The organism is Clostridium senegalense (genome assembly GCF_018916625.1).
Taxonomy (GTDB): Bacteria; Bacillota; Clostridia; order Clostridiales; family Clostridiaceae; genus Clostridium_J; species Clostridium_J senegalense.
Genome location: NZ_JAHLNC010000001.1, coordinates 923,154 through 939,890 on the forward strand (window position 1 = coordinate 923,154; position 16,737 = coordinate 939,890).

The 16,737-nt window shown below is 26.9% G+C and carries 16 protein-coding genes; all 16 read right to left on the reverse strand.

Annotation, left to right across the window (positions count from 1 at the left end; all coding sequences use genetic code 11):
- Nucleotides 1–8: 8 nt before the first annotated feature.
- The gene (locus KQI36_RS04360) at nucleotides 9–1,181 is read right to left on the reverse strand and encodes a MalY/PatB family protein (RefSeq protein ID WP_216449752.1); all 1,173 of its coding nucleotides are present in this window, start codon (nucleotides 1,179–1,181) and stop codon (nucleotides 9–11) included.
- Between the two features lie 165 nt (nucleotides 1,182–1,346).
- Nucleotides 1,347–2,372 (reverse strand): ABC transporter substrate-binding protein, encoded by a 1,026-nt coding sequence (locus KQI36_RS04365; RefSeq protein ID WP_216449940.1) that lies wholly within the window; start codon nucleotides 2,370–2,372, stop codon nucleotides 1,347–1,349.
- Nucleotides 2,373–2,417: 45 nt separating this feature from the next.
- Nucleotides 2,418–3,242 carry an ABC transporter permease gene (locus KQI36_RS04370; protein WP_341473506.1) on the reverse strand — a complete coding sequence of 275 codons (825 nt, stop codon included), beginning with the start codon at nucleotides 3,240–3,242 and terminating at the stop codon, nucleotides 2,418–2,420.
- The gene (locus KQI36_RS04375; protein WP_010293310.1) at nucleotides 3,226–3,975 is read right to left on the reverse strand and encodes an ABC transporter ATP-binding protein; all 750 of its coding nucleotides are present in this window, start codon (nucleotides 3,973–3,975) and stop codon (nucleotides 3,226–3,228) included. Before KQI36_RS04375 ends, KQI36_RS04370 begins: the two co-directional genes overlap by 17 nt.
- A gap of 149 nt (nucleotides 3,976–4,124) precedes the next feature.
- The gene (locus KQI36_RS04380; RefSeq protein WP_010293311.1) at nucleotides 4,125–4,754 is read right to left on the reverse strand and encodes a membrane protein; all 630 of its coding nucleotides are present in this window, start codon (nucleotides 4,752–4,754) and stop codon (nucleotides 4,125–4,127) included.
- A gap of 1,041 nt (nucleotides 4,755–5,795) precedes the next feature.
- The gene (locus KQI36_RS04385; RefSeq protein WP_216449753.1) at nucleotides 5,796–7,085 is read right to left on the reverse strand and encodes an MFS transporter; all 1,290 of its coding nucleotides are present in this window, start codon (nucleotides 7,083–7,085) and stop codon (nucleotides 5,796–5,798) included.
- 52 nt (nucleotides 7,086–7,137) lie between these two features.
- Nucleotides 7,138–8,430 (reverse strand): MFS transporter, encoded by a 1,293-nt coding sequence (locus tag KQI36_RS04390; RefSeq protein ID WP_216449754.1) that lies wholly within the window; start codon nucleotides 8,428–8,430, stop codon nucleotides 7,138–7,140.
- Nucleotides 8,431–8,463: 33 nt separating this feature from the next.
- Complete coding sequence (locus tag KQI36_RS04395) at nucleotides 8,464–9,282, reverse strand: ABC transporter permease (protein WP_010293317.1); 819 nt, start codon at nucleotides 9,280–9,282, stop codon at nucleotides 8,464–8,466.
- 11 nt (nucleotides 9,283–9,293) lie between these two features.
- Nucleotides 9,294–10,118, reverse strand: a complete 825-nt coding sequence (locus KQI36_RS04400) for an ABC transporter permease (protein ID WP_216449755.1) — start codon at nucleotides 10,116–10,118, stop codon at nucleotides 9,294–9,296.
- A 9-nt stretch (nucleotides 10,119–10,127) separates the two neighbouring features.
- Entirely contained in the window at nucleotides 10,128–11,126 is a 999-nt protein-coding gene (locus KQI36_RS04405; protein ID WP_216449756.1) for an ABC transporter ATP-binding protein, read from the reverse strand.
- Between the two features lie 93 nt (nucleotides 11,127–11,219).
- Entirely contained in the window at nucleotides 11,220–11,501 is a 282-nt protein-coding gene (locus tag KQI36_RS04410; protein ID WP_216449757.1) for a hypothetical protein, read from the reverse strand.
- Between the two features lie 48 nt (nucleotides 11,502–11,549).
- Nucleotides 11,550–12,011: an SHOCT-like domain-containing protein gene (locus tag KQI36_RS04415; RefSeq protein ID WP_010293322.1), complete on the reverse strand. Its 462-nt coding sequence runs from the start codon at nucleotides 12,009–12,011 to the stop codon at nucleotides 11,550–11,552.
- Nucleotides 12,012–12,085: 74 nt separating this feature from the next.
- Nucleotides 12,086–12,460, reverse strand: coding sequence for a DUF2089 domain-containing protein (locus KQI36_RS04420; protein ID WP_216449759.1), 375 nt, complete (start codon nucleotides 12,458–12,460; stop codon nucleotides 12,086–12,088).
- 142 nt (nucleotides 12,461–12,602) lie between these two features.
- Nucleotides 12,603–13,235 carry a DUF4004 family protein gene (locus KQI36_RS04425; protein WP_216449761.1) on the reverse strand — a complete coding sequence of 211 codons (633 nt, stop codon included), beginning with the start codon at nucleotides 13,233–13,235 and terminating at the stop codon, nucleotides 12,603–12,605.
- Nucleotides 13,236–13,493: 258 nt separating this feature from the next.
- Nucleotides 13,494–15,518, reverse strand: a complete 2,025-nt coding sequence (locus KQI36_RS04430; RefSeq protein ID WP_216449763.1) for a methyl-accepting chemotaxis protein — start codon at nucleotides 15,516–15,518, stop codon at nucleotides 13,494–13,496.
- Between the two features lie 338 nt (nucleotides 15,519–15,856).
- Nucleotides 15,857–16,669 (reverse strand): MerR family transcriptional regulator, encoded by an 813-nt coding sequence (locus KQI36_RS04435; protein ID WP_216449764.1) that lies wholly within the window; start codon nucleotides 16,667–16,669, stop codon nucleotides 15,857–15,859.
- Nucleotides 16,670–16,737 lie beyond the last annotated feature (68 nt).

The window sequence follows — 16,737 nt, forward strand, 5'->3', positions numbered from 1 at the left end:
CAGTTAAATTATAAACTATTTATTGCATTTTCTATTCTTTTTAATGCTTCTTCTATAATTTTTCTACTAGTTCCTATATTCATTCTTTGGAATTGTTCTCCTGCGTGTCCAAACATCTTTCCATTATTTAATCCTACTTTGCATTTATTTATAAAGAATTTATTTAATTCATCATTGCTCATATTTAATTTGGAGCAATCTAACCATAATAAATATGTGCCCTGTGGTCTTTGAACTTTTATTTTAGGAATTTTATTTTCAAAATAATTTAATACAAATTCTACATTTTCATTTAGGTAATCCATTAATTGATTATACCATTGTTCACCATTAACATAAGCAGCTTCTAAAGCTACTGCCCCCATTATATTAGGACCATGTATACAATGCTTATCTAATTGAATTTCAAATTGTTTTCTTAATTTTTCATTTTGTATGATTATATTAGCTGTTTCTAGACCAGCAATATTAAATGTTTTATTTGGTGCTGTACAAATAATTGAATTGTTTGCAAATTCATCATTTATTTGTGCAAATACAGTATGCTTATTTGGTTTATATACTATATCACCATGAATCTCATCGGAAACAACTAGTATATTATTTTCTATACATATTTCACCTAACTCTTTTAATTCCTTCATTGTCCATACCCTACCTCCTGGATTATGTGGACTACAAAGAATTATCATTTTTGTCTTATCTGTAATTATTTCTTTTAAATTTTCTAAATCCATTTTATAATTACTACCATCATAAACTAACGGATTTTCTAAAACTTCACAATCATTATTTTTTATTAATCTATAAAAGGGATGATAAACTGGAGTCTGTAAAATAACTTGGTCACCAGGTTTTGTAAATGCTGCAATAATACTATTAACTCCTGGTACCACTCCTGGCGTAAATTTTATCCAGTCTTTTTCTATTTTCCATTGAAACCTTTTTTGCATCCAATCAATTACTGACTTATAGTAAGAATCTGGTGAATATGTATAACCAAACACTTCATGCTTTAATCTTTCTTCCATAGCTTTAATTATAGCTGGTTCTACCCCAAAATCCATATCTGCAATCCACATAGGAATTACATCATCTCTTCCAAATATAGCTCTGCGATTATCCCATTTAGCACAATTAGTACCTATTCTATTAGGAATTTCATCAAAATTATATTTCATACTAACCCCTCCAAAATTTGACCTTATTTTTATTTACTTTGATTATATGTCTATTTTCACATTATGTCTAATAAGTAAAGTCTATATTGCCATTTTAAAATAGAAGAAACTGATTAATTTAAATTTATAATAAACTTTAAACTAATCAGTTTGCCTAAATATATACTATTTAACTTTCTCTATAGATTCTTCAGCAAAAGTTTTTGTTACTATTTTTTCATATGGAGCTCTTTTATCTAATTCTTTTGCCATGTCCATTACATCCATCAATCTATTAAGACTTTCTTCTTCAAGTATTGGATTTTGGCACCAAGCATCTATTGATTTATATCGATTCACAACAGTTACTATATCTTCCATCTTCATATCATTAAAAAATGGTGCTATTGATTTTGCAATTTCTTCTGCACTATGATTTTGTACGTATATTTGGCCTTTGTATATTGCATTTGTAAAACTTTGTATTGTTTGTTTATTTTCTTTTATATATTTATTTGTTGCTGAATAAGCTGTATATGGTATTTCTCCTGACTCTTCTCCAATTGATGCAACAATATATCCTTGTCCTTGCTTTTCAAGGGATGTTGCAGATGGTTCAAATAATGTTACATAATCCCCTTCTCCTGCTGTAAACGAACCTGCCATAACATTAAATTGAATATCTGTTCTAACATTAACTTCCCCATCTTCTTTATTGGTTCCGATTTTCAAATTATTATTTTTGATTGTATACTCTAATGTCATTTCAGGCACTCCACCTTTTCTACCACCAAGTACCTCTTTCCCCTTTAAATTCTCAAATTTAAAATTATCCTCCTTATCTCTTCCAACTAAAAAGCTACCATCTCTTTTAGTAAGTTGAGCAAAATTTATTGCATAGTCATTACTTCCTTTATTATAAACATATATAGATGCTTCTGGTCCCATAAGCCCAATTTGAACTTCATCTGATATTAATGCTGCCATAGTCTTATCAGCCCCCTGTGCTGCTATAAGTTCAATATCTAATCCTTCTTCTTTAAAGTAACCTTCATTTATAGCTACATATTGCGGTGCATAAAAAATAGAGTGTGTTACTTCTGCAACTTTTATTTTAGTAAACTCTTCATTCTTCTTTCCACATCCGCTAAAAAACATTGAACATATAAAAGCGCTGGTTAAAACAGCTATTAACTTTTTATATCTTTTCAATTTTTTCACCTCATACCTCTTTAATCTAATAAGTCAAAAGAATCACTAATTATTATCTACGTTTTGTTTTGACTTATAAATTTTTTCTATCACATTTACCACTTCATACATTATAAGCGCACATACAGCTAAAACTACAACACCCATCATAACTAAATCTAATCTAAATACTTGCCCTCCATATACTATCAAATACCCAATTCCATATCTTGATACTAAAAATTCACCTACTATTACTCCCACCCAAGACATTCCTATATTTATTTTTACTATATTTATTATATTTCCTATATTAGATGGTAGAATTAATTTTGTGAGAATTTGACTTTTCGTAGCTCCAAAACTTCTAAGCATTTTTATTTTTTCTTCATCTGCATTAATAAAATAATTATATGCTGACAATATAGTTGTAACTACAGATATAGTTACAGCTATAACTACAATCCCTTTTATTCCAGCACCAGCCCAAACTATAAGAATAGGTGCTAATGCGGTTTTAGGAAGTGCATTTAGAACTACCATAAAAGGATCTAATATTTTCGCTACTGTTTTAGACCACCATAACATTATAGCAATTATAATTCCTAAAACTGTACCAATAGTAAAACCTAAAACTGTTTCCCATACAGATATGCCAACGTGTTTAAACAACTCACCATTAGAAACATATTCTTTAAATAAAACATATATATCTGATGGCTTGCTAAATAGAAATGTATCTATAATTTTTACTCTGGCAAAAACTTCCCAAATTACTAACAACATAACTAGTAAAAATATCTGCCAAAATAATATTTTATATTTATTCTTTTTTCTTTCCTTTAAAAACTTTTCATATGCTGAAAGAGATGAATTATTTTTCATGAACATCCAACTCCCTCCAAAGATTATCAAAATAATCCTTAAATTCTGGTGCTTTTCTTGCCAAAAGTGGTGTTTTTTCATTAGTTACTGTTAATTCTATATCATATACTTTTTTAATATTTGCTGGTCTTTTAGATAAAACAGCAACTTGATCTGCCATTGATATTGCTTCAGATATATCATGTGTTACTAATATTGTTGTTTTATTTTCATTTTTAATTATTTTATATATATCGTCACTTACCATGAGTCTTGTTTGGTAATCCAAAGCAGAAAAAGGTTCATCTAAAAGTAAAATATCTGGATCAACAGAAAGTGTTCTTATTAAAGCAACTCTTTGCCTCATTCCTCCAGATAATTCTCTAGGATATCTATTTCTAAATTCCCATAATCCATAATTTTTTAATAATCTATTTATCTTTTTTATTGCATCATCATTTAATTTTTTTTGTATTTCAAGTCCAATAGTTATATTATCCATTATGGTTCTCCATTCTAATAAATGGTCTCGTTGAAACATATATCCAATCTTTCCTTTTATATTTATATCTCCTGATGTTGGTTTTAACAAATTACTTAATATATTTAAAAGTGTTGATTTTCCGCTACCAGATGGTCCTAAAATTGCTAAAATCTTACCTTCTTCTAAGGAAAAACTTAAATTTTCTAAAACCTTAAGCTCTCCATCTATAGTATAGAAATTCATCCCTACATTTTTCACATCAACAATAGAGGACACTTTCTCACCTCCAAACTATAAGATTAGAAAATGACTAATTTATTTTTCATAACCTTATAATCTATATATTAATATGTTATTTACAAAATAGTTGTTTTGTGATAGTTTTATTACTTTTTTCCACACAAAAAAGAAGTAGTTTGTACAAACTACTTCTGTATTAATTGCTTTTTATTTTTAATATCTACTTTTTTATTTTTAAAAGGATTTTTGCCTTTTCCTATTAGTTGAAAAAAATATATTATCTTAGAAACCGAAAATAGTATATCATTGCTTTTAGATATAGCTACTTTTTTACCCATAGCCTTACCACCGACAGTCATAGCTGCAATCACAGCACTTATTGTTGCTGCAATTAATATTTGATTAAGATTTGGTTTCGCCTGTAATATTTTAGAAACAATTACTACACCAACAGAACCACTAATAATCCCTGAAACGTCACCTATAACGTCGTTACAAAAGTTGGAAACTTTGCTTGCATTTCTAATTAATTTTACAACTATCTTGGCCTCTGGAACACGCTTTGATGCCATAGAATGAAATGGGGTTTCGTCACCAGCTGTAACTGCTGTACCTACAATATCGAATACTACGCCTAAAAGAATTATCGCAAATAATATTGCTAAAGCTACTAATATATTTACCTTAGATAATGTTGATTCTGATATTAAAGATACTGTTCCACTTATAACAAAAGTTGTTATAACGATTGTTATAAGCCACCTTCGCTCACCATTTTCCTGTTTTGAATTTTTATTTTTATTACTCGTGCCCAATTATATCCTCCTAATTTTTTTATATACTTAATTATAATTTTCAATATACATAATTAAAGGATTAAAAAGTTAACTTTTAAATCTATTTATATAATACTCAAAATTACAATTACTTATTCTTATAAATTATTAATATTTTCAATTAAACAAGTGGTGACATATTAAGTTAATTTTACGGCTTAGGTCTAGCAGGATTTCCCATAAGATAACTAAAATGTCGCCATTTTAGCAGTTTCCTTTGAATATCTTATCTACGCTAATGCATAGGGCCAGATTACCACTTAGTCCGCACCACAATCCCTAATATGTCTCTTTTAGAACAGTCTAGGAGATTTCCTCAACAGTTGGGTATCTTTTTATCCTCTTTTGCAACATAGGTTTCAGTAAGCAATTAATAACACTTCTTGGCCTAGAATTGTTATCTCAACCTAACCTCCCCCTATATCACTCAAGGCAAGCTACACTGCACATAGCTAAACTCACCACATTACAGGTTTAATCCATTGCCGTACTTTAGACATCTCTTCTAAAGCACATACAATGGTCTCCACGGAAGTAGGAGCAATGACCACATGCCTTTGCGTCTGTCCCACAACCTTAACTCCCAGCACCAGCCCAAAACTGGGCGTCTCAAGCCAGCACCAGGAACTTCATCGATATGCTCTTCAACGGATTTTTAGCCCCGTCTTCAAAGATACTTACCCGACTAGAATACTGCACCACTTATTATATTGTAATATATACTATAAAGTGTTTTTAACTAATTGTAAATGGCTTTTAACTTCGTATTTTAATTAAAATTGACCTTGTAATTTAACTAAACAATCAAATCTCCTTCAATCACACTATAGAATGTCCAAGCTTTCATTTTTAAGTTAATTATATTGTATTTACTAACTTAAAAATTTGTTATTAAATTTTTCTGAATTTTAAAACAATCCTCTCAAGTACTTAGTTTACTAGCATACCACTATTTCTCCAAATTTCTAACACTTAATTTTTTCATCTTTAAGATATAATTCCCATTTAAATAGCCACAAATTACATATCATATAATTTGTTTGTATTGTTAATTAAATCCTTTAAAGAAAAGTCTTGTCCTTCATATTCAACTAATGTTTTACTACCTTTAACCAGTATACAAGTTATTATTGATAAAATTCCTACAGTAAATAATAACATCATTACATATTTAACTGAAATAAATTCACTTAAGACTCCTGCTACTAATGTCCCTAATGGTGCTAATCCCATAGAGAAAGTACGTAAAATAGATAGAACCTGCCCTCTTTTATTAGCTGGAATCACCAACATCTTAGTACTATCTAATATTACATTAAATATTCTATTAAAAAAGGCCATAGTAAACATTATGATCATCATTAAAACATAATTCTTCATTAATGACAAAAAAAATATAGTTATAGAAAAAATAATTAAACTGCATACATATGCTTTAAATTTTAACTTTTTTTCTAATTTAATCATAGTTAATAGAGTACTTGATATAATTGCTCCAATTGAAAACACTGTCATTAAATATCCATATCCCTTAACGCCTAAAAAACTTATTTCAGTACAATAAACCTTTAATAACATCATTCCTCCTGAAAAGCAAAAGTTTAGTATACTATTACATAAAAATATATTTCTTAAAGTTTTAAACTTCCATACAAACCTAAACCCTTCTTTAAATTCTTCTTTAAAATCTACTTTTAAATTCTTATTAACTGTAGATTCTACACTGATAAATATTTCTGTAAATGCTGAAAATAAATATGATAATCCATTAAACAAAAATAAATATGATGCTCCAAGTGTTATATATAAAACTCCTCCAATCCCATTCCCTATCATATTCATTCCTGATTGAGCTAAGCTAGTTGCTGAATTCGCTTGAACAAGTCTTGATTTTGGTACTATATCTGGTTTTATTGCCATAACTGCTGGATTAAAAAATGCAGCACATATACCACTTATAACTGCTACCACAAAAGCCATCCATACCTCTATCACTCCAATAATTGCACTTATACCTACCACTGTAATTAATATACCTCTTATAAAATCTGTTATAACTATAACTTTTTTCTTATTATATCTATCTACAAGCACTCCAATAAAAGGACCTAAAACTATCCTTGGCAACATAGTTAGTGTAGTTAAAAGTCCCATAATTGTAGTTGAACCTGTAACATCCAGTATCCAAAATTCTAATGCAAATATGTATAACATATCTCCTAAAGCAGATACCAATTGCCCCTGCCATAATAATAAAAAATTTTTATTCCAAAGTTTTTCTTTTTTTACTTCTAAATAAGTGTCCCCCAAAATTACTCCACCCTTTATTCAATACTATATTTTAAATTTAAATTATCTTAAATTACATATCATATAAATTATTTGTATTATTAATTAAATTCTTAATATCATTTTCCTTACCTTCAAATTCTATTATATTTTTACTTCCTTTTACTGACACACACATTATTGATACTACTAACCCCATTACATATAATACTAAAAGTGCATATTTTATCTTCATTATTTCACCTAAAAATCCTCCAACTAAACTTCCTAAAGGCATTAATCCCATGCTTAGTGTAGATGCTATGGCTGAAACCTTTCCCCTTTTATCCTTCGGTATAACAAGAATCATTGTACTATTAAATATGTTATTGAATACGGCTATACAAAGCGCTGCTGTAAACATTATAAAAACAATTATATTATAATTTTTAATTAAAGGAAAAAGCACAATTTCTACTGCCCATAGTGTTAAAGAATACTTGTATATATAAAATTTATGCTTTTTCTTTAACTTAAATACTGATAATAAAATACTTCCTAAAACCATGCCCATAGCCATTATAGTCATCGTATATCCATATTTTTCTATTCCTAAAAATTTATTTTCTTTAAAATAAGGTATAAATAGTATCATTCCTGCATTAAAAAAGAAGTTTATACAACATACACATAAAAAAACATCCCTTAAGGTTTTAAAATTCCATATAAATTTAAATCCTTCTTTAAAATCCTCTTTAAATGAAACTTTGTTTTTTTTCTTTATTAACTTAGGAACATCTATAAACAACTCTGTAAAAGAAGAAAATATATATGAAATTCCATTAAATAAAAACATATATGGTGCTCCTATTGCAACGTATATTATACCGCCAACTGCATTTCCTACCATGTCCATACCTGACTGTGCTAAACTAGTTGCTGAATTTGCTTGAACAAGCTTTGACTCATGTACTATATCTGGTTTAACAGCCATAACTGTTGGATTAAAAAATGCAGAACATAATCCATTTACAATCCCTACAATAAATACCATCCACACTTTTATAAATCCCATAAGCGCTGCAATACCGACAAATGTAACAAAAAAACCTCTAATAAAATCTGTTATAACTATAATCCTTTTTCTATCCCATCTATCAACAAACACCCCAGCAAAAGGTCCTAAAATTAACCTTGGCAACATTGTTAGTGCACTTAAAAGCCCCATAATAGCAGTTGAACCAGTAACGTCTAAAATCCAAAAGTCTAATGCTATAGTGTATATAACGTCACCTAAAACAGATACTAGCTGTCCTTGCCAAAGTAAGAAAAAATTTTTATTCCATAGTTTTATTTTTTCATTTTCAACTGGTTTAATTTCTCCCATATATTCATCCCCTATACTGTATTTTTTTTATATCTAGTATCCAGATAACCCCTCCTGCCTACATTTCTTTTCTACTTTGTTAAAAATTAAAACTCCAAGAAATAAAAATACAAACATTGATATAACTAATATTAAAAATTCATATTTTAAATCCATAAATGGAGTTTCTCCTATAAGTAGTACCCTTGCACTATTATTCATATATGTTAATGGAATAATAAAACTTATAGGAAGTAAAAATCTTGGTAATACTTCTATAGGAAAAGTTGATCCTGAAAACCCTTGCATTAATCCATCTGATACATCTATTACTGTATTTTCATTTTTAATTATAAGAACTAAACTTGCTACAATTAACCCCAGTCCCATAAGTGAAAATAGAAATGGTATTAAAAATATTATGCATTTCAATAGCTCTTTACTAAAGACATTGAAATTAAAAGCTAATCTACAAATAACACCAACAAGTATTACTTCAAATGTAGAAGTTATAAATTCGAATATAGTATTAGCTAAAACTAACACAATTCTATTTACTGGTGTTGTCCAATTTGATTCTAAAACTCCATCCCACATTTCTTCCTTCAAACTATACCCTATGGACCACATAATAGCTGAAGAATAAACTGATATCATAAACCCTGTAACCATAAATCCCACATAATTATCACTACCGGTAAATTCTTTAAAACCACCAGTTCCTCCAAATCCTTTAGCCATTAGTATTTGTGGTGTTAGCCATATTATTGGCATTGCAAAAACCATTAATATATTTAATGGATATCTAAAATATATTTTTGCTCTTACTATAATTTTTTGTTTTATAACCCTTAATATATGCTTAAAACTCATAGTAAATCCCCCTAAAACCTTGATAGTGAACCATCTTCTCTTACTTTTCTTTCTAATACCCAAAATATTAATCTTCCAATAATAAAATAAATTACTCCCAATATTAGGCATAACATTAATGATTTACCTGAATCAATTAGACTATTGCCATTTAACATAACAGATCTTGCAGCTTCAATTCCAAATGTAAATGATAATGATTTTGAAATCACTTGCATAGATTTTGGCATAACAATTATAGGAAATGATATACCTGCGAATACCATAACTATTCCCCTTACTATATGAACAGCTACATTAGCTTCTTTAAGCCATAACACTAAACTTGCCAGTATACTTCCAATTCCAATAACTCCTATTAAAATTACAGCAAAAATCACTATCCATTGAAGTAAATTTCCTTTGATCTCTAATCCATACAAAACTTTATATTCTAAAATAGATATAACTATGTATAGAAATGATCTTATTACTGTTATAACTGAACCACCTATCATAATATCAAATTTGTTTATTGGGCATATCCATAAAGACTCTAAAGTTCCTTTTTTCTGTTCAATTCTTAAAAATGATCCAAAACTCCATAGTGTCATATTTACCCACATATACACTAGTGAACCAATGAGAATATATCCTTTAAAATCTGAATAGCCAGTAATCTTCATAAAGTTACCAGCAAAACTTCCATCCTTACCAGATAATACAATAGCATTTAATATATAAATCAAAGGAAATACTGCCGGCCAAATAATTAATCCTATTATCCAATCTCTATATCTTACTAGCTCTATTAATCCCTTTTTCCCCATTGCCATTATTACCTTAAACCTTTTCACATTATACACCTACTCTCTCAAAGCCTTACCTGTTAATTTTATAAAGACATCCTCTAAAGAAGGCTTTAAAACATTTATATTTCTAATACTTGTATTAAATTCATTTAATACATTTAGAATAGGCTGTATTATATCTGTGCCATCATTATGGTGAATCAATACTTCATAAGTTCCTTTGTTGGATAAATACGTTGAATTAACATTTTCTATTAGATTAATTAACTCTAATTTTTTTAGCATCTCTTCTTTTACATTATCAACTTCTATTTTTAAACTACTAATATCTGAGATACTTTCTTTTAAATTATCTGGTGTATCAAGAGCAATAATTTCTCCATTATCAATTATTGCAATTCTATCACATAAAAAATCTGCTTCTTCCATATAATGTGTTGTTAATAAAATTGTCTTACCCTCTTTTTTCAATGACAATATTATATCTCTTAAATTTAATGCAGATTGTGGATCTAATCCTAAAGTAGGTTCATCTAATAGAATCACTGGAGCATCAGGTATAAGCGCCTTGCCTAATGCGACCTTTTGTTTCATACCTGTGGAAAATTTTTCTACTGTTATATCTGCTTTATCAATTATCCCTAATCTTTTTAATATCTTTTCAGTCCTTTGCTTCCCTTCTTTTGAACTAAATCCATATAAACTTGCAAAATATTCTAAATTTTCTCTAGCTGTTAATTTCCAATATACACTTCTGTCCCCTGCTAAAATACTTCCTATCTGAGATAAAGCTTTTATTTGATCTTTTTCACTGTCTATTCCATTAACCTTTATCGTTCCATCTGTTGGTCTTAAAAGCCCCATTATCATTTTTATAACAGTTGTTTTTCCTGCTCCATTAGGCCCTAAAAGTCCAAAAATCTCCCCTTTTTTAATATTAAAGCTTACATCTTTTACAGCTTTAAATTCTGTTTTTTCAATAGTTTTAAAAAATTTTTTCTTCCTTACTATAAAAGTTTTCTTAACATTTTTTATTTGTACAATTTCTCCCATAAAATCCCCCTAAAATATACCCTTTTATAAAATTAAATATTAGAATTTCAAAATGAAATTCTAATATTTAATACTTGAACACAAAATTTTAATTTATATTATAATTTTTACACAACTTCCATCACGTTCTTCCATATCAACTATAGCCATACCCTTACAACTTTTTTTCAAATCTTTAAATGCTCTTTTTAATGTTCTTTTATCAATGTTTTTTAAAAATTCTAATGCTTCCTCGTTTATTTTATCTTTAGAATCTTTATTTTTTGCTCCATACTTTCCAGCTAATGATATGCAGTTTATAGCTATGGATATACAAAACATAGGAATTGGTATAATGAACTTTCGCCCCATATTTTCCTTTATAATTATTTTCATAGTTCTACCTACTTTATTACTTTTTAATTAACATTTTTCAAAATAAATTTATTTTATTTCAACTATTACAATATCGCCTTCTGCACTTTCAACTTCTACAATTCTTCCTGTAATTCCTTGATCTATAGCATTTCTTATTAAGTCCATATCCACCTTATCCTCAACTTTTGACATAGATGGAATCTTATTAGTTGCTGCTAACATTAATTTTATAAATTTTATAGGTATTTTTATTTTAACTTTGTCTCCATCATTAGAAATAACAAAAACATACAACATAATTTCACTGTTTTTAGGAACTTCTGCTAAAAATTTCTCTCCTTCCTCTTTTAACAATTGTAATTGAGTTTCATCTAATTTTTTTGAGACATTTTCATTATCATATTCATCTTTAATTTCTACATTTTCCTCAACACTATTTTTTAATGATGCTATAAGACTTGCTCCAGTTTCTGCATCAATTTTTCCTTCTTCTATCATTTTTAAAACTCTTAAAACTTCTGTTTGCATTTTCCCTCTCCTTTTTTTCGAATTTTCTGTATATTATTTCAATAGGTTCTTATATATTTTTAAGAACCCTTTAATTACCTTAATAAATTCATTGCTTCTTCTGCTGTTATTTTCCCATTCTCAAGCATATCTAAAATTTCATTATTATTAGATGTTTTGTTGTATGCTTCATCTTCAGGAAAACTTGTATTTAAATCAAGAGCATTAATTACATCATCCAGTTTTCCTCTAACTGTTGGATATGATACTCCTAATTTCTTTTCAACATCTTTTATGCTTCCTCTACACTTTAGAAAAATTTCTATAAATTTTAATTGGTCTTTAGAAAGACTTTCAAATTTTGAAAATGAAAATTCATTTTCTATAATAGTATTGCATTTATTACATTTCAATTTAACGATTTTTAAGCTATGATTACATATAGGACATTTGCTAAGAACTTTATACATCTTTATAAATTCCTCCTTATATTAATAATTATATGATAACTATTCTATTTAGTAAACACTTTAATTGAATATTTTTATTTTAAAATTGATTTTTTAAATTTTATTCATAATTTAAATTAAATAAATTAATTTAAACATTAATTTATTTAATTTCTATCCAAATCTCTTTTAATGAATTTATTATATTTTTCAAGTTTATAACCTCAACTATTTTTATCCCACCAATTTCTAATACTTTGTCCTTAGCAAAAATTATAAACAATTCTTCTGAATTGTTCTTTTTTAATATTACTAAATTATAATCTTCACATTGAATATCATTAAATCTTTCTTTTATATCCTCTATTATACTAACTAAATCTTTAATAGAAATCCCTTTTATTTTAAGTAATTTATCAAATAAACTTAATGCAACACTTTCTGAAAAGTTAAATTCTAAACAATTACCAAAATTATATTTATATAATGTAAGTGTTGCTACAGAAACTAGCTTTTTTTCTAATAACAATTTTTCATTTATTTTAAAATTTTCTGGTTTAGATGAAAACATATTTGCCATATCATCTAAGGATATTTCGTCTTTTAATGTTATTATTTTATTTATTCTTTCCAAAACTTCTTCTCGTGGGAAAAAAGTTTCTTGACCTGTAAAAGTTGCTATTTTCATGAACCATTCTTCTGGTATTACCTTTTTTCTTTTCCATCTATAAAGTTGTCCATAAGAAATTCCTGTTAATTCTAAAAGTTCTTTTTTTGAAATTAAATCTTGTTCCATATTAAAAACCTCCTTTTTATAGATGTTTATTTATTATATATACAGTATAGCAAAACATTGTTATACTGTATATGAATTTAAACTCTTATTGTGTAGCAATTCATCTATATCTTTAATTTTCTTATAAGATAATTCACAATATAAACATATAAATTTTATTTAAAAAACATATAAACATTTATAATTAATTTTTTTCTATGTTAAAATCATATGAAAAAGCCATCAGAACAATATTATTCTAATGGCTTAAAAATATTATTAATTTTCTAACTTAAAATATGATATAGTTTCTTTTATTGTTTCTGATAGTATTAGTAATTCATCTGTACTTCGAGTAATCATTTCAAGTGATCCTGTTTGCTCTGTTGTAGATTTATTAACTTCTTCTGCTAGTGCTGCAACTTCTTCTGCTACTGCTGCAACCTGAGTTATCGAGTCCACAACATCTTTTTTAGTTAAATTAATTGTTCCAATTTCATTATTCATAACAGTCATTGCATCAAACATATTTTTTAAACACTTATTCATATTTAAAAAAGATTGTCTCATCATATTGAATGAATCTACTTGTTCTTTGCTTAAATCATTAGAAGTTTCAAAAGCCTTTTCTGTAGATTTTATTACTTTATTTATACCTGAAATTATGGATTGTATATTTTCAGTCGCATCTTCCGTTTCATGAGATAATACTCTAATTTCTTCTGCTACCACAGCAAAACCTTTACCCATTTCACCTGCTTTAGCTGCTTCAATAGATGCATTTAATGACAATAAATTAGTTTGCTGAGATATTTTATTTATCGTAACCACAATAGTTGAAATATCACTCATTTGTTCTATTAATGTCAATACTGAATTTTTAACTGTTTCAAAGCTATCTATAGAATTTTTATTAGCTTCTGCTAAAAACTTAATTTTTGATGTGCTATCATTTAATGAATCCATGACCTCTTTACCTTGTTCTTCCATTTGTAAATTTTTATTTGCTAACAATTCTATTTTTTCTTCTAAGGCTTGAGTTTTTAAACTTACTTTTTCAGCATCATTTGCTTGAACAACTATTCCTTGTGTTATTTCATCTATAGATGCCTTTATTTCTGCATTGGATTCTCTAAAATTTTCATTAATATTTTTTAATTCTGTTGATGATTTTTCTAATTGTTCTACAGATGAAAAAGAACTTCCTATTAGATTTTTTAAGCTTTCTATCATCTTATTTACATCATTAGCTAGTATTTCAATTTCATCATCACTGTTAATCTCATTAACCTTTATAGATAAATCACCATCTGCTACTTTTTTTACTTTGCCGCTTAATAATTTTATAGGTTTGGTGATTTTTTTTCCAAATACATACATAACAAATATGCCTATAAATATAACAACTATAAATACAATTAGTATTTTCACCACCATATTCATAACTGGAGCTAACATATCTTTTTTAGATCCACTTGAAAACATAATCCAGTCTGTTCCATCTATTTTAGAATATGCAGAAATTTTTTTCTCACCATTGTATTTATATTCAAATAAACCACTATCTTTTATATCTCCATTGTTTAATAATTCATTTAGTGCATCAAGATTTATACTTTTACCAATTAAACTCTTATCTTCATGAAATAAAACATTATGATTTTTATCAACTAAATAATTGTAAAATCCATCATTCTTAAATTTTTCCACTATTTCAGTGAAACTTTCCACTTTTATTTCTTTAGATATAGTTCCATTAAATTTATTATTTTTATCTACTATGGGCTTAGATGCCACACATACTAAATTATCACTTATTAAAGATTTTTTCACTGAAGAAATATTTTTTTCACCATTATCCCTAGTTTTTATAAAAAATTCTTCACTACTAATATTTTCTCCTATAACACTTGAGTTAGTAGCAAGTAATATTTTTCCTTCTTTATTAGTTATAAATATTTCTTCTATAAAATTATTATTTTTTTTCTCATTATTAAATGTTTCTAATATCTCTTTATTTAAAGTTATTATCTTTTCATCAACAGCTTGTCCGTTATTATCTATAACTAACTGAATATATCCTTCTTGATAGCTATCTAATTGTCCTACCTCTCTGTCCATAAGCTGATGAATAGACTCACTAGCTCCCTTTACATTTGTAGTAAATATTTCTGTAACTTTATCTGAAAAAAAATTACTACTTAATCCTATAATTATAAAGCTAAATAGAAGTACAATTAGGATTATAATTATGCTCATAATAAACATTAATTTACCTTGTATAGATTTTAATTTGTTTTTCATACTACTCCTCCTTAGCTAAGCTAATAAGTAGTTTTTATACAACCTATTAACAAATTAAAATTTTCATAGAACTATAGAGTTTTTAAATTATTTATTTAAAAACTTGAATATCTAAGATAATAAAACATATTGGAAAACACTTGAAATTATATAGTTCTACATAATATAATATATACTTATTAAATAAAAAGTGGCACTATATAGAGAAAGTAAAATTTATGCTTAATGGTTTCCAAAAGACATAGTTTTTTTAAATCATCTAGAAAAAATTCAATTAACATAAATAGAAAACTTAAAATTAAATAAAACCGTAATATACACTACGGCTTTATCTATTACTAATACTTTTCAACTGGAAATTGAATTTCAGTAATATATTCATTATCTAATGATGTCTCGTGAACATCTATTTTATATATTTCAATTGGTTCACTTTTAATTTTATAATTATTTTCTTTTATAAATTCTAAAATCTTAGGTAAGTGTTCTTTATTTGTACAATATGATCCTCTATATGAATAAGTAACATAATATCCTTTTTCAAGTAAAAGATTATATGATTTTTCCTTGTCCTCTAACAAACAAAATACTGATTTATACTGATTGTATATGTTTTCTTTTAACTGGTTTAAATCATATATGGCTCCTATGTTTTTGTTTCCTAAAACATAAAATTTTTCTTCAAATTTTTTCTGTAATTTTTTAACTAAAAAATCCACATCTTCATCTCTAGATATATTACCATTAAGTTTAAGTGCTTTTCTTTCATTCATATAAACAACTTTCATAGTATAAAGTTCACAACTATTTACTACATTATCTATATTATTTAATCTATTAATTATATTTTCCTTTTGCTTACTTAAATCTTTTATTTGTTTATCAATTATATGTATTTCCTCTTTTAAAACCTCCTTAGTAATCTCTATGTTTCTATTATCTATATAATCTTTTATTTTCTTCATAGAAAAATTTAATGTTCTTAATTCTTTAATTAAATTTAGTTTCCATATATCACTTATACTATAAAGTCTATATCCATTAGTATCTCTTATTGGTTTTAAAATACCTAACTCTTCATAATACATAAGTGAATCTCTTCCAATTCCATATATTTTAGAAATTTCTCCAATCTTATAATAATCCTTCAAAATAACACCTCTTAATTACATATCATGTACTTACTTGTACAATGTTTAGTTTTATATTTACTATATAA